General features: G+C 31.4%; 17 protein-coding genes. 14 read left to right on the top strand and 3 right to left on the bottom strand.

The window, feature by feature from the left end:
* Positions 1–109 precede the first annotated feature (109 nt).
* The gene (locus H0I26_RS12295; protein ID WP_218699292.1) at positions 110–1,024 is read left to right on the top strand and encodes a hypothetical protein; all 915 of its coding nucleotides are present in this window, start codon (positions 110–112) and stop codon (positions 1,022–1,024) included.
* A 301-nt stretch (positions 1,025–1,325) separates the two neighbouring features.
* Complete coding sequence (locus H0I26_RS12290) at positions 1,326–1,979, top strand: hypothetical protein (protein ID WP_218699290.1); 654 nt, start codon at positions 1,326–1,328, stop codon at positions 1,977–1,979.
* A 110-nt stretch (positions 1,980–2,089) separates the two neighbouring features.
* Here H0I26_RS12290 and H0I26_RS12285 read toward each other — a convergent pair whose 3' ends face one another.
* Complete coding sequence (locus tag H0I26_RS12285; protein ID WP_218699289.1) at positions 2,090–3,649, bottom strand: IS1182 family transposase; 1,560 nt, start codon at positions 3,647–3,649, stop codon at positions 2,090–2,092.
* Between the two features lie 307 nt (positions 3,650–3,956).
* Here H0I26_RS12285 and H0I26_RS12280 point away from each other — a divergent pair, with 307 nt between their 5' ends.
* Positions 3,957–4,097: a hypothetical protein gene (locus H0I26_RS12280; RefSeq protein WP_218699287.1), complete on the top strand. Its 141-nt coding sequence runs from the start codon at positions 3,957–3,959 to the stop codon at positions 4,095–4,097.
* 90 nt (positions 4,098–4,187) lie between these two features.
* Here the strand turns inward: H0I26_RS12280 and H0I26_RS12275 are convergent, their stop codons facing one another.
* Both H0I26_RS12275 and H0I26_RS12270 read right to left on the bottom strand, forming a co-directional pair.
* Positions 4,188–4,502, bottom strand: a complete 315-nt coding sequence (locus tag H0I26_RS12275) for a hypothetical protein (protein ID WP_218699285.1) — start codon at positions 4,500–4,502, stop codon at positions 4,188–4,190.
* Positions 4,503–4,630: 128 nt separating this feature from the next.
* The gene (locus H0I26_RS12270; RefSeq protein WP_218699283.1) at positions 4,631–5,356 is read right to left on the bottom strand and encodes a hypothetical protein; all 726 of its coding nucleotides are present in this window, start codon (positions 5,354–5,356) and stop codon (positions 4,631–4,633) included.
* A 936-nt stretch (positions 5,357–6,292) separates the two neighbouring features.
* Here H0I26_RS12270 and H0I26_RS12265 point away from each other — a divergent pair.
* From H0I26_RS12265 to H0I26_RS12215, 11 genes are all read left to right on the top strand, one after another.
* Complete coding sequence (locus H0I26_RS12265) at positions 6,293–6,988, top strand: hypothetical protein (RefSeq protein WP_218699281.1); 696 nt, start codon at positions 6,293–6,295, stop codon at positions 6,986–6,988.
* Between the two features lie 520 nt (positions 6,989–7,508).
* Positions 7,509–8,237: a phospholipase D family protein gene (locus H0I26_RS12260; protein WP_218699279.1), complete on the top strand. Its 729-nt coding sequence runs from the start codon at positions 7,509–7,511 to the stop codon at positions 8,235–8,237.
* A gap of 144 nt (positions 8,238–8,381) precedes the next feature.
* Positions 8,382–9,209 carry a hypothetical protein gene (locus H0I26_RS12255; RefSeq protein ID WP_218699277.1) on the top strand — a complete coding sequence of 276 codons (828 nt, stop codon included), beginning with the start codon at positions 8,382–8,384 and terminating at the stop codon, positions 9,207–9,209.
* Between the two features lie 255 nt (positions 9,210–9,464).
* On the top strand, positions 9,465–9,692 hold the full coding sequence (locus tag H0I26_RS12250; RefSeq protein WP_256935118.1) for an integrase core domain-containing protein: 228 nt from the start codon (positions 9,465–9,467) through the stop codon (positions 9,690–9,692).
* A gap of 56 nt (positions 9,693–9,748) precedes the next feature.
* Positions 9,749–10,147 (top strand): hypothetical protein, encoded by a 399-nt coding sequence (locus H0I26_RS12245; protein ID WP_218699273.1) that lies wholly within the window; start codon positions 9,749–9,751, stop codon positions 10,145–10,147.
* Positions 10,148–10,335: 188 nt separating this feature from the next.
* Complete coding sequence (locus H0I26_RS12240; RefSeq protein WP_218699271.1) at positions 10,336–10,920, top strand: hypothetical protein; 585 nt, start codon at positions 10,336–10,338, stop codon at positions 10,918–10,920.
* 133 nt (positions 10,921–11,053) lie between these two features.
* On the top strand, positions 11,054–11,386 hold the full coding sequence (locus H0I26_RS12235) for a hypothetical protein (RefSeq protein ID WP_218699269.1): 333 nt from the start codon (positions 11,054–11,056) through the stop codon (positions 11,384–11,386).
* A complete protein-coding gene (locus H0I26_RS12230) occupies positions 11,383–11,961 on the top strand; it encodes a hypothetical protein (protein ID WP_218699267.1) in 579 nt (192 codons plus the stop codon). The genes H0I26_RS12235 and H0I26_RS12230 overlap by 4 nt, the downstream gene beginning before the upstream one ends.
* A 403-nt stretch (positions 11,962–12,364) precedes the next feature.
* Positions 12,365–12,598, top strand: a complete 234-nt coding sequence (locus H0I26_RS12225) for a type II toxin-antitoxin system ParD family antitoxin (RefSeq protein WP_218699265.1) — start codon at positions 12,365–12,367, stop codon at positions 12,596–12,598.
* A gap of 873 nt (positions 12,599–13,471) precedes the next feature.
* A complete protein-coding gene (locus tag H0I26_RS12220) occupies positions 13,472–14,107 on the top strand; it encodes a hypothetical protein (protein WP_218699263.1) in 636 nt (211 codons plus the stop codon).
* 693 nt (positions 14,108–14,800) lie between these two features.
* Positions 14,801–15,568 carry a phospholipase D-like domain-containing protein gene (locus H0I26_RS12215; RefSeq protein WP_218699261.1) on the top strand — a complete coding sequence of 256 codons (768 nt, stop codon included), beginning with the start codon at positions 14,801–14,803 and terminating at the stop codon, positions 15,566–15,568.
* Positions 15,569–15,589: the final 21 nt, after the last annotated feature.

The raw sequence follows: 15,589 nt of genomic DNA, 5'->3' as shown, positions 1-15,589 counted from the left end.
ATACAATTCTTAATTTTTGTGAAAAGCATTCTATTAAATTATAAAGCGACGTCATGCCACGCAATTTGGCCATTAACTTTAAATAGATCGATAAATATTATTAAAATAAATGAGTAAAACAATAACCGCAAGACCCAAAAGTATCATCGTATTTGTTTTAATATTCTGCTTAATAGTATGCTTTGGTTTAATTATACTGTTATATACAAAAAACGAGATTGTTATATTTTTAAGACTTTTTATCGCTTTTGTTGTTTTCGCTATGTATTACACCTTAAAACAACTCACTTATTTAAGCGTGCATAAAGACTATATTAAAACTGGATTTTTTACCAAATATAACTATCAGGATATCGCTAGTATAACTCTTTACGATTACACAACTTATAAGTTTTTATTTTTACCAATGGTCGAATCCTGTGTAACCATAATCTTAAAAAATGGTAAACAAATAGTTGTTCAAGATAACTATTGTGCTAATTTATGGAAGCTCCGTTGGTTTTTAGAAAACCGATTTATAAATAATAACACCACTTTCGATTTTAATTTTAAGACTAATTTTGATTGTAACACTAACGGCAATACAACCAGTCCGATCCCTTTACTAACTAAAGCACTCCCATTTATTTTACTATTGGCTTTAGTCACTTTGGTAAGCAGTAGTATAGCTGCTTATTTTAATATAGAACACAGCCAATGGCTTATAATAAGTAGTGCTTTATGTGTTTTTATATTGCTAATAATAGCCACAAGATCAAACTATATAGAAAGCTGTGACAAAGGCTTATATATTAAAAATTTAGTGTTTTTAAAACAAAAGACACCATTAGCCTTAGCTCAAATTAATCATATTGAATTAAAACAAATAAGGCACGGAAAAGGCAGTAGTACACAGCTAGTCATACATATGGTGTATCATAAAGTCTATCGTTTTTCAGTGGATGCGCTCAAGCAAGAACGCCTCCAAAATATGATTAGTCAACTAAATAAGCTAAACATCAGGTTTCAAGATTTAAGAGGGTAAAATCCCATACTAAATAGTGCTACTTCTGCATTAATTACGGTCATTTACGGTTTTCCGTAATATTATACTAAATACTACAATTACCTTTGGGTAACTAGTACGGTATAAATATACGTAGTTCTACGTATTGTATAAAATAATTATAAAGTGTAGTTTCGCTTAACCAATTAGCAACAGTAACTTAAGTTGCGGATATCCCATAATATTTACGGGATATGTGGAATAAAAGTTTTTATATAACGAGTTAGCAGCAATGCGTGAAAAACCAAATATTACTACAATAGATAAAATTTAATAAAATATGGATTGGAATTCTTTTTGGATTAATATTTTGGCTGGGAGCGTTTATTTTATATTAGGAATATTAGTGTCCATTTGGCTCATCCCAAAATATACAATTAGACTATTAAAAAGAAAAAATATAAATCATTTTCGGACAAAAATCACCTTTATAATATCTGAGTTATGCTATTTTTTAAATTCTATGCCACAAGAATTTAAAGTAAATAAAGATTCTACTACTTTTCTTGTTAAAAATAAAAAGTATAATGATTTGTTTGATTTTGTTGCTTTACTAAACCCAAATATTTTCAAACCTGTTGCTCCTGAACAATTAAACGTCAAAATATTAGAAACTATTGCCAAATACTCTGGTGAGAAAAGACATGATTTTATAAAGTCTGAACTTGATAAACTAAAGTTCCTAAAGGATTCACTTGATGAAATTCTTTCAAGCCACTCTCTCAACATCGACGATAAGATTATTTCCTCAATTAGTACGCTATGTATTGAAATTAAACTAATGAATAATGAGTTTCGGTTTAATTCGACACATGAAGAATTGACTGGAGAAAAAGAAGGATTATCTGGCTCAATAAGATTAGATAAAATTTATTCAATGATTATTGAACTACTAAATCTTCTTGAAAATGAAGATGGAATCAAACGTGAATAAAGCAAAGCTGCTAACAATGGTAACCGTTGCACAACCCCTTAAAAAAACACAAAGACAGCTTAAAATCTTTGATTTTAAGCTGTCTTTAATTTTGACTCTCCGTATTTTCTCTAAAATTCAAGTGGCTTAAAACATAGCATTCGAACGCTTATTAGGTAGTTTTTGGTACTTTTAATAAAAGCAAGTAGTCCTGCTATACTTTCTGGCCCGTTTTTCATATATTTTAAATACTTTTTAAGATTATAGGCTGTTGCGGATAGATGCATACACTTATTAGCTTGTTTAATCCCAAGGGTATTCACTTTTCCCATGCCTAAAAACTGAGTTAGTGTACCAAAAACAGGTTCTACCGTGCTTTGTCGTTTTCCTTTCATATAGCTTCCTTTTTCACTATCAACTCGTGCTATATTCCGCATGTATTCTGCGCGGTAATACGTTACGGAAAATGACTTTTCTTGTGCCGTTTTGCTTAAACAAGCGCTTCGTATTGGGCAATCTATACAAAGTTTTTTTGAACCTCTATAGGCCTTCTTTTTGGTGTTGTTCTTCTTTTCGTAAAACACCTTTTTAAAGGGGATAATCTTCCCTTGGGGGCAGGTATAGTGATCTTCTTTTTCATTATAAATAAATTCATCTGGGCCTCCTTTAAAGGTACCGTGTGGCGGAATGTAACTCGTAATATCCTGCTTTTCTAAAAAAGCATAATTCTCGCCACTACTGTAACCAGTATCCGCGAGACAGGTGTCTATGGTAAGACCAGATTGCCATAAGCGTCTTTTTACTCGTAATACAATATCAGGTAAATGCTGACTGTCTTTGCCATCGGCATGATAGGCCTTGATGTCACTTATTACATGATGTGCGGCATCTACCGTGAGCTGACTTGAATAGTTTAATTTTCTCGCTTTTCCTGGTTTTACACTTATGCGAGCATCGGGATCGGTTGGACTGTAATGCGTTTTATTACTAGTATAACGGGAACCTTTATTTCCTGCTCCAGGACGATGGTTTTGATCTTTTGACCATTTTTTGTTTCGGCTCTTTATAGCTTGTAATTCCTGACGGCTTGCTGATAATTCTTGTTGCGATTTTGGGGCTTTATTAACCTTAGAGCTACGAAAGGGTAACGTTTTATCTCTATTGCTTATATGTCGTACTGCTCGTAAATGAGATTCTAAATCTTCTTCTGGCACTTTAAGTTCTAAGCTATCCATAGAAGCATTTGCTTTAACTGGTGCGGCGTCGATAACTTGGGTGTGACCGCTTACCATTTGCATGTCTACGCACATTTTGAAAACATGAGTAAATAGACTTTCAAAAACCAACTCTGGGTACAGTTGACGTGTTCTGCTTAACGTGGAATGCCATGGTAATTCCTCATCGATATCATAGCCTAGAAAATAAAGAATATCCAGTCGAAGACTACAATGTAATACCAGTTTTCTATCACTGGTGATATTCTCTAAATAACCCACTAAACAGAATTTGAAAAACACCACGGGATCTAAACTTTTTTGTCCACAGTTTCCGTAATAGATTTTTGTTTGATTTCGTAGAAACTCTAAGTCTAAAATTTCTGATAAGCGTCTATAAAAATTGTCTTGGGGAACCCGACGACTCAACTGGAAATTGTTGAATAATTTCTCTTGATATATTTTTGTGCCTTGCATTACTAAATATACGAAATTTATATATCTTTAACAACATGTTGTGCAACAGGCACAATGGCTATAATTAATGCGGGGTTTGGTGCTTAACCCAAAGTTTAGAGCTTAAAACGAAGTCCGCCAAATCTTTTTGATTTGGCTTTATAAAGAAAAAGATAAAACAAAATAAAAAGATTTGGCTAAGTGCTTAATCGAAAGTTCACTACTTTTAATTCCCGCACTAACCATAGCCTAGTCGTTGTATGCAAGTCACTCACTCATACGACAAGAAGATGTATAAGAGTTGTTGAAATCTAAAAAACAATGACTAATGAATACTGAAGAAAACAAACCTAGTTACGAAGAACTTGAAAAAGAGTTAAAGGAGTTAAAAGACAACACAGACAGACAGACAGACAGACAGACAGACAGACAGACAGACAGACAGACAGACAAAATATCTAGGTCTTAATATGATGGTAGTAGTAGCAAAACTTTCAGAAATATGTGTAGACAATAATCTTCCATTCCGATTTAACATAGAAGACTATCCTACTACAGATTAGGAACAAACCTCATCACGATATTTTATAATTTCAAGATATTTATCAAAAAACACTCTTGCGAATTTAAAATATTCTTTGTCTTTTCCGTGATTTAAGCTACTGCTAAATGCAGAGTTACCTACGTAGTCGGATAAAAAAGAAAATACATCTGAACGCACATTATCTCTTATATATTCTAATTTTTCACCTCTGTCCTTAGTTCGTTCAGATATTTCTTTATATGAAGAATCAATTTTATCAATAATAAATTTTTCAGCCTCTAACCCTTTATTATAAACATCTAGATATTTGGCACTTGGAGTATAACTCATAATTATAATTTTTAAACAAGATAATAAATAACATCTGAATTACAAACAGTTCGCAACTGTTACGTTGGACTGACAAGCAGAGCGTGAAAAGCTTACTCAAAACTGAACTACTAACTATGCGGAAAAAATTAATCTAAATCAGGAAAATCAAGTATACTGAAAATTATAGACAGATTTTGATTACCCTCTAAATCACAAACTTGCTCAATATTTCTCTTTAATCTTAAAAAACGATCATAACCCATAGTGTTAAGTTCAAATTTATTTTGAGTTGAGATTAATTTAGATGCATCAGATAAAGTGAATTTAATTAAATTATCAACTGATTTTTTAAATTTTGGATGAATATCAGATTTAAACATTAAACTTTTAGAGTAATTATCACAAGCAATTAATGACAATTCAACAATACTTGAATAATCTTCAAGAGATTTTTCATTTTTATCATAAAGAACCTTTAACCTATCATTCATTTTATCAGCAACCTCAAAACTTAAGTCACCTTCTAAACTTTTAATATTATTAATATGAATAATGCTCTCATCCCTTTGCTCTTTAAATCTTTCTTCAAGTCTTTCGATAGTGAACCTGAATTTTTCTCTGATTCCTACGAAAGTGATAATACCAAGCATACTAAACAAGACAGTAACAAAAGTGATGACAGTGCTAAAATTAGAATTAATGAGACCGATTATCCAATCCATTCCGATATTATGCTCGATGCCTGTACCGTTCTTGCTAAATTCTGTTTCCCTACTGAAAGAAGAAAGGTTGAATCTATGCCAAATATAGAGCGTAAAACAAAACAAGGAGAGTAGTAAAACTAAGTTTATAATAGGTAGATATTTTTTCATTTGACTAATCTAATAAAAAAGAATTAAATTACAATCTGAAAAATAAAAGACCAGACATACAATCGAGTAGACGGCTCCGACTAAAATAGCCGGAGTGCGCCTCTCACACCACCGTACATACGCAACTAGGTTGGTCCTTTCGTCTCTATTGCTACCAGCAATAGCGCTCAGGAACGTATACGGCGGTTCGTAAATCATCACGCCAAAGCTCTTTTCACCCTTGACACTATCTTCTAATTTAGGCATAGGCTACCACTAGTGCTCCTATGCGAATTTTGAAGAGAATTACGTTCAGTCCTTCCTTACTTGTGAGACCTTCTGAGGTATTGCCTCAACTCGTGTCCTGTAAGTACTATGACCTCTGCTGACTTCTCCATATAGCTAACTCGTAACTTTGGAGATCTCCCCAGGTAATGGCATCTTCTTTCACTCAATCACTGCCGTATCTACATAATTACCCTTTTGGTAATCGTGGGGCGTTACAATGATGTGCTTGCTTACCCGAATAACTATGCCTCTGTATACGATTTCTGTTCGTCAGTACCGAGTTTTGTAGTGGTATTTACTCAATAATCAATCACAAATAGCCTTCAGATGTAACCTCGCGATTACCACCCTTGCGACTTACTAATGCTTCAAGACGTTACTCCTGCGCATAAGGGACTTGCACCCTCTAGATTAATTATTTACCTTTAGGTAAATTAAAAGATGCCCATGCTGGGCACACACACCGTATAAAGTCAATGTGGTTTTTTGGGTTTGCCCAAAGTTGTGTGTCTTTTTGCTATATCACTTATACTTATTTAAGTATTTTAGGTCAACTAAGATAAAAACATAAAATAAGTATAAGTTTAGTACTAGGCTGAAAATCATACAATTTCCAACTGCCACACTAACCCTATACGAACACGTTGGCAACAATTAAATGAACAAATCATGTCAAATAAATTTATAGTTTATACAATCTTATTTTTAACATATCTAAATTCGTTTTCTCAAAGTATACCAAATGATACTATTGTTAAAAAAGACGGGACTAAAATCATTGAAAATTTCAAAACAATAATTGTCCATAATGAATATTTAATAACTAGTAAATATGAGGTAAGTATGGAAAAAATAGAGAGTATAAATGATAATCACTTAAAAAAGATAGCAATACCCTTAAAAGATATAGATAAAGTAATTAATAATAGTATTTATATTAAAAAGCGTAAATTTTTGAATAAAAATGATGTGATTTGGGAATCAGAAACAAATAATCATAAAAGAAAGGTATGGGTTCATTCTCGTTCAGAGCGAAAAACTGTAGTATTACCAAATGGAAAACTAAGACTTTTGGAATCATTAGTTGAAGGAAAATGTGATTTATATATAGATTTTATTATTATTACTTCTGCTATCGACTTTAATGTTTATAATGTGAATAATTATTACTACGTCCATCGAAAAAACGAATGGAAGAGCACACTTTTCAAAGGTTTAGGAGAATTTATCAAAACTAAAAGAATTGATTATTTTGACGATTGCACGAAAGCAAAAGAATTCATTAAAACAAGAAAAAAACTATCTCAGCAGGAAATTATTGAACTTGTTAAATTATACAACGAATATTGTGATAGTAAAAAATAACAGTTGCCAATCGAGTAGACGGCTCCGACTAAAATAGCCGGAGTGCGCCTCTCAAACCACCGTACGTACGCAACTACGTTAGTCCTTTCGTATCTATTACTACTAGCAATAGCACTCAGGAACGTATACGGCCGTTCGTAAATCATCACGCCAAAGGGCTTTTCACCCTTGACACTATCTTCTAATTTAGGCATAGGTTACCACTAGTGCTCCTATGCGAATTTTGAAGAGAATCACGTTCAGATGTAACCTCGCGGTTTTCACCCTTGCGACTTACTAATGCTTCAATAAGCCTGTCCTGAGCGTAGCCGAAGGGTTACTTCTGCGCATAAGAGACTTGCACCTTCTAGATTAATTATTTACCTTTCCGTAAATAAAAAGATGCCCATGCTGGGCAAACACATCGATTATAATTAATGGCTGGTTCTCGCCTACTTACGAAAATCCTCGCCACTAATCATACACAAAACATTGTAAAAAATTAAAAAAAAATTGTAACAAAATTGTAACAAAATTAATAATGGCAAAATATTTAAGAACATCAAGCATAAGTGCTGAATTAGAAATTTTAATAAGAGACGCAAAAAAAGAACTTTATATAATTAGTCCATATTTGAAACTTTCTGATCAAGTCAAGGAACTTCTAAATGATAAAGAAAGAGAAAAAGTTGAAGTCCGAATAATTTTTGGAAAACAAGAATTAGCACCTTCAGAAATGGGATTTTTAGAAAATTTAAAATATGTACGTCTTTACTTCTCTAAAAACCTTCACGCAAAATGTTATTTAAATGAAAATAAGATGATAATTGCATCAATGAATCTTTACGAATATTCTCAAGTAAATAATCGAGAAATGGGAATTTTAATTGACACGGAAAATGAAGATGATAAAAAAGTCTATGAAGATGCTACAAAAGATATTGACTCAATAATTCATAATAGTGAGGATTTTTCATACGTAAAAGCACCACAGAAAAAATTACAATCTGAAAAAACTATCTCTGAAATTGTTGAAACAAAAGATAAATCCAAATCAAAACTTCTAACTACAAAGGAATTATCTCAAGTTACTGGTTTGAGTAGCAGAAAAGTAAATAGTTGGTTTACCGACAAAAAACTGATGTATAAGAAAGATGATGATTGGGTAACAACAAAGCGTGGAAAAGAAGCTGGCGGAATTGAAAAAAGTGGACAATATGGACAATTTATAATTTGGCCAGAAGATATTACGAAACACATTTTGGAATAAAAACTGTTTACTATCGAGTAGACGGCTTCGACTAAAATAGTCGTAATGTGTCCCGCACACCTAATATGGCATATAAATTATCAACTTATATTAAATTTTAACCTGTAGCCCTATTTTAGTACTAGACATTAAAACGAAACGCAAATGCAGAAAATAATTATAGCATTATTACTATTGACAAGTTCTCTTATATATTCTCAAAATAAGGAAACTGAAAAAATATTGAGCGAAGGAAAATTACTTTTTCGAATGGAAAAAGGTTCTTGGTATGGAACAGACGATATGTTAGCAAGGTTTAAAACGAAAAAAGATTCAGTTGGTGGATATTTGTCATATGAAACTGATGATAACACAATCAATACGATTTTTTTTAGTCGATTTGACTCTGACAAAATACTGATAAGATATGAGTTTGACAGTTTACCAAAACCTGAACCGATAAAAATTGACACTTTAAACCAAAATGCAACTGATTTAGAAAGAAATCTCATTTCTATCCGACAAGATGCGAGAGATAGAGCTTATGCAAACGAAGACAAATTTTTTAGTTTTTATGACAATACTTCACTGAATTTTATTCCTCTAATTACTGATAAAGAAAAAAGCGTTTTCGTATTAACTGGACCGCAAGTTTCTGGAATAGTATTACTTGGGAACGATTATAAATTGAGTTATGACAAGAAAAATGAATTTAAGAAAAAAGAGAAAATTCATAACACTATTTTACAATTTCCATATACATCAGAAGATAAAGAAAACCCATCAGTTTCGACAATTCACTCACATATTATAACCGAATACATTTCATCGACTGACGTATGCACTTTATTACTTTATAAAAAGTATGTTGAGTGGAATCGGCACATTGTTATGAGTGAAAAAGAAGTATCGATATTTGATTTAGAAAAGGAATCTCTTTTTACAATGAAAAGAAAAGCTTGGGAGAAAATTTATAATAACGAAAAAAAATGACTGTGCCCAACAATAGTAACCGTTGCACAACACTATAATATTCTAATAGATCAAGCAAATTAAGCCTTTTTAAAAGGGTTATTTTTTAATACTTGCTAAGATTCACCTTAATTTTGATACGCTTAAATGGAAGTTTATGGCCTTGTAAAGTGCTATTATTTCAAAAAGCAAAACTCCAAGTACTTTTCCTTTATTTTTTGTTCGTTTTTGTACAAACTTTAAATACTTTTTAAAATTGCAAGTTATCGCCGACAGATGTTAAAAAGGAAAAAGATAGACATTAGTATGACTGAAGAAAATCACTGTTACGAAAATGCAATGGCAGCACGTGTAAATGGTATATTAAAAGATGAGTTATATCTAGATCAAACCTTTGATAACGTGACTCACAAAAAGAGAGTTGCAAAAAATGCAATTAATTTATACAACGACGTAAGATTACATTTATCTTTAGATTATAAAACACCTAATAAGGTATATTAATTATCAGCTTAAATTCAGTTTTAACTTGTAGCCATATTTCAGAACTAGACATTTGAATGAACGACATAGACAAACAGCTATTTTTAAAACATTTTATCTCGACTGAAATGGAACGGAAAAGAAAAATTGTGTTTGAAAACGGTTCTTCGATAACAACTAAATATAAATCTGAATTCAAATATTACGTGAAATATTTTCCCGGAAATTATGCAGACTATTATTCGCCTGAATTTATTTTTAAAACGGAAAATAATTTGAAAATAATCCCAATTCCAAATTTCTATACTTTTCTTTTTATCCCAATAGCCTTCGTCATTTTGAATTATTTTGAAAATGTAGAATTGGAAAATATTTGGACTATTTTAATTGCACTAATTGGATTTGTAATATTTGTACAATTACTTCTGATTATTCCCAGCCTTATTAATATTAGAAAACGAGTGAATGAAAAATAAAAGGTTTTTTGTGCTAAACCGAAAAAATCTGGGAGTATTAACACAATCCGCTAAACACAAAATTTGACGTTTATAGAAGAAAAGATAAAAGCAAAATATTTATATTTAGCTACGTAATAAATAGGAACGATAATGCTTATCACCTGCCCTACGTTTCTGATACTAAACCATGTCCCTTAACGAAGATTATGAAAAACCTATTTCTGATATTAATAATTTTAGTTAATTCTTGTGCTTCATACGATTCTAACTATTCTTATGAAGTTAAACCAATAAATTTCAATCCTGAAATTGGTAAATGGATTATTAACAAACCTTTTTTAGGCAGAAATATTGATTTCTCTTTCGAGAATGAAACTCTAACAAATTATAAAAAACATCTTAATAAAAAAATTGGAGAAAAGTTTGTATTAATAACTGAGTTTGACAACCTTTTTTTATTCCCTGAAAAAGATAGAAGCGAAGAAAGTCTTGCCGTAATTTATGAGCAGACTAAATTTGATTTTTTAATAGATACTTCTCTAACCATTTTAAAGAATGAATTGCCGAATATTGATTTTTATCCAGAATTAAGAAGACAAAAAGAAATTACGCTTACCATAACCATCTATGATTTAAAAGACAAAGGCATACTTCTTAAAAAAACACATTTATTCAATGAATATTTCAATGGAAATAATGTTATTTCTTTTTCGAGCAAAATAGATAATCTAATAAGTTTTTCAATTATGAAATCTATAAAAGGATTAAAGAATAAACACAATTGGAATTAAAACTATTACCAGAAGGGTGTACAATTTATTGCTAGTTCTAAATTGTTTACAAAAATCCTCGTGATTTTCTATTCGGTTTTTATTTGCTAAATTAGTTGCCTAAATCACGTAAGAAACCATATACAAACAAACTTTGGATTCAAAATTAATATGTAGCGCAACGGACGCTTTAAAAAACAAACTTCATTGGGACAAAAATGAAAATAAAGAATGGATTCATTTCGGTACAGGCAAAGAAATTGACAATCAAGTAATATCAAATGAAATTTCTGAGCATTTTAAAAATGATGAAATTCATATTGTTTATTCAAGAACAAAATCTGGGCTTCTAAAAGACCATCAAGATTTATACGACAGTTTATTAGGAACCAAAAAAATCTTTCTGTGGAACAAGCAATTAACTAAAGCAATGGGATTTAACTACGTTGGAATTTTAAGAAATGGTCAAATAAATGGACAAGAATGAAATCAGAATTAAAATACATTGAATTGAAAAGCGGATTTTCCGATAATGGAAATGCGTGGATTGGACTTGTCTCATTTTCGAAAAGTGGAAAAACAGTTTACTTTAATGGAAAAGCATTTCAAACTTCGAACGGAACAGGAGTTAGCGGAAATTATTTTGACTTGGAAAGCGGAGATGAATATTGGATTTCGGGAGTTAAAAAAGATATGTCTGACCGGCATCAATTTGGCGGTGGAAAAATATTTGTAGAAAAACGAATTTTAAATGATTATTTGCAAGTCATTGGGAGAACAGAATTACCAAAATCTGGTTTCGAATTGACCGAAGTTGATACTGAAAAACCAATCGAGAGAATAAATGAATTGGAAAATTCTCAACTGGAAAAATCTATAATTGACGAAAGTATTTATACCAAAACGCCTAAGGAATTAACGAATAACGAAATTGAATTTCTTATCGAAGAATCTATTGAAGATGAAAAAAATGCTATGTACAATAAAGGCAGAAGAGCAATTAGAAGAGGTCGAATTGAATTAGAAACTGAACTTGAGAAACGAAAAGAAAAAACGGTGTAGAATCGAGTAGACAACTCCATCTAAAATAGCCGGAGTGCGCTTCACTCCAAAAGGTTTTCCCCCTTGGCACTATCTTCTAATTTAGGCATAGGCTACCACTAGTACTCCAATTCGGGTTTTGAATAGAAATGGTCTTACTTAGTTCTTTATTTACTAAACAAGTTGCTTGAAACACACAACAAACCATATACGAAAGACAAAAGGACTCCTAAATATAATGAAACTATTATTTTAAACAACGTTCTAGTTTCCCTCTTGTTTCCTAGTAAGTAATAACTTTTTTTATAATGCGTATAAAGCAAAGAAAACGTTACTAATTATAAAACTGACGAAACTCAAATGGACCATTAAACTTATCGTATTGAATTTATTTGGTGTAAATTAGCGCCAAAGCAAAAGTATTATGGCAAGACAAAGTATTTCATTCACTCAACCAAATGATGAGTGGTTAAAAAGTCAAGTCGACAGCAAAGAATATTCTACGAAAAGCGAACTTGTAAACTATTTAATTAGACAAGCACGAAAGCAACAAATACAAATTGACTGGATTAATACTAAATTGGAAAAAGCCGAAAATAGTGGATTTACGGACTTAAGTAAAGCACAAATATTAGCGGAATCAAAGTCGTTAATTTAATGGCTAATTACAAACTAAGTAATTAAGCGAAAGAAGACTTAATAAGAATCCATAAATGCAGGGCTGAAAAGTTTGGAATGACCTTGGCTGATAAATATTTTGATTCATTCTTTAAGAACTTTGATATTATAGCTGAAAATCTATTTTATTTTGAATCTGTGGATTATATTAAAACTGGATATAGAAGCTGTGTTTCGGGAACTGATAGTATCTATTATAAAGTAAATAATAATATTGTGGAAATTATGGCGATAATTGGAAAACAAGATTTGAAGAATATACTTTGATTTAAAAATTACAGGTGCCAATCGAGTCGAAAGCTCTCCCCATAATTAAGTAGAGTGCGCCTTTAACAACTCCTACGTGCGGGTCTACGTTGGTCCTTTCGTCCCTATTACTATTAGCAATAACGCTCAAAAAAATATACAACGTTTAGCAACTCATTACATTAAAGGGCTTTTCACCTTTAACACTATCTTCTAGTTTATGTACAGGCTACAAGTTGTGTTCCTATATGGGTTTTGAAGAGAAATGTCCTCCCTCCTTCTTTATTTCCGATTTATTATTGCTTCAATAAGCCTATCCTGAGCGCAGCCGAAAGGTTACTCTTGCGCATAAGAGACTTGCCTCCTCTAATTAATTATTTACCTTTAGGTAAATTAAAGATGCCCATGCTAGGCACACACAAAAAATAAAAAGCATTAAAAACAACTTTTTATTTGAACCGTTCTGAGGTGTTTTTGAATGATTTTCACGGAAAACAGCGGGATGTACATAAAATAGATCTATTAGATTTACAAAATGAAAAATATTTTTGTTCTGATATCTTGTATCTATTTATTCTCTTCCAAAGCACATTGCCAATCCAAAACAATGAATAAAGAACTAATAGAAGCCTTTGATAATATTAAAAATATAGTTGATATAGAACAAGACGGTATTTCTTTATATAATAGTAATTTTGAGGTAATTAATTTTAAATATAGTAAAACTACAAAATCTATTCATTGGGCTACAATTGTAAAAAGAGCTGGTAAACCTTTAAGTGTTATAAAATATACCATCACCTATCTAAAGAAAAATACGATACTGTTTTGGAAAGGAGATTTAGTATTAAAAAGCTCTGATTCCGAATATAAATCCATTGTTAGTGCTTTTATTGCAGACGCTAAAGCTTTAGAACTACATCACAAACAAGTCTTAAATGAAATTAAGAATGGAGAAATAGTTTTATTAAAGGTTGGAGAAATTGTGCAATTAAAGGATGGACTTTCTTTAATGTTAAGGCATTTCACACATAAACGCCATTATTTTTTGAATCCTTCACAAGCGATGGCTGATGTGCAAGTTATAATAGGTGATGGTACCGAAGAAGAAATAAATTTTAAAAATCGTTCCTTAGCAGGAATATCTTATCCTAATGATACTAATACATTACAGGAATATGTTTTTCGGATAAGAGCGTTTTCGTATGATAAGCATATCGAGGTTTTAGTGTCTAAAAAATAGAATATTATTTGAAGGATTTAGCATCCATAGAACTGTAATTTAAATAAGAAAAAAAACTAGATTTATTGAATACAATCAATATCATTAAGCTTACTGAATGGTAACTGAAATAAAAACACCTCATAATCGAATAGACGGCACCGACTAAAATTTTCGGAATGCGCCTCTCGCACCAGCTACTTGCGCAACTACGTTGGTCCTTTCGTCCCTATTACTATTAGCAATAGCACTCAAGTACGTATACGGCGGTTTGTAAATCATTACATCAAAGGGCTTTTCACCCTTGGTACTCGCTTCTAGTTTAAGTATAGGCTATTACTTTTACTCCAATTCGGGTTTTGAATAGAAATGTCTTCCCTCCTTCTTTAATTGCGACTTAATAAGGCTTCAATAAGCCTGTCCTGAGCGTAGCTGAAGGGTTACTCCAACACACAAGGGACTTGCCCTCTAATTAATTATGTACCTTAAGCTAAGGTAAAAGAAGCTCCTGCTGGGTGCAGACAATGCGTATAAAATAAAGGGGGTTGTTTTTAATCGAAAAATCTATGAACAGTAGCAAAGTCTGCTAAATATAAAATTTGACAATTTAAAACAAAATATTTATATTTAGCTAAGTAATAAACCAAAACAAAAGTGCTTATCTCCTGCCCTACGTTTCTTATTCTGAACGTTAGCAATAATACAGAGAACTTTATGGGAATGTTTTATAATGGTGCAAATTGTGATATTTATATTGGAAAAGGAGCTGGTAAAAAACTCTTGAATGATATAAAAAATGCACGTCACTCTGTTAGAATTGTTTCGCCGTATTTATCACCATCCTTAATCACCGAATTAATAAAATTTCGAAAAAAAAATCTAGACGTCGAATTAATAACAAGTGATAATATTGAAGATTTTTATGGACATTATGAGAAAAATATTCATAAACTAATACATCAAAATAGACAGATAGATGATGTCGCAGTTGAAAAACGTGAAAAATGGAAAACGGATTCTAAAATCCTGGGATATATTGCATTTGCTCTATTTATAATCGTAATTGGACTAGCTTATTACCTAAAAGATATAAAAGTGGCTTTTGGTTTAATAGCAATAGTCATTATTTTATTGGTCGTTAAATTATACAAAAACAAGATTAAAAATAAACGCATTTACTCCTATTGGTATTCGCAGTTATTTCCTTTTAAAGTCTACATGTCACCTGACCAAAATAAGTTAAGCGATACTTTTATACACAGTAAAATATACTTAATTGACGATCAAATCGCCTATTTAGGCTCATTAAATTTTACTTCGAGTGGAACAAAGCATAATTACGAAACGAGAATAAGAACAGAAGACCCCAAAGCGATTAAAGAAATAAAAGAAGAAATGTATCGGTTAATGAATCATTCGCATTTGCCTGAAAGAGATATTCAATTATGGGGAAAACAATTATATAAAGAGCCTATAAATTAAAAATACTAATGCTTACCATCT

This window comes from Olleya sp. HaHaR_3_96, assembly GCF_019278545.1.
In the GTDB taxonomy this organism is placed as follows: domain Bacteria; phylum Bacteroidota; class Bacteroidia; order Flavobacteriales; family Flavobacteriaceae; genus Olleya.
This window is presented reverse-complemented; position numbering and strand designations above follow the sequence as displayed.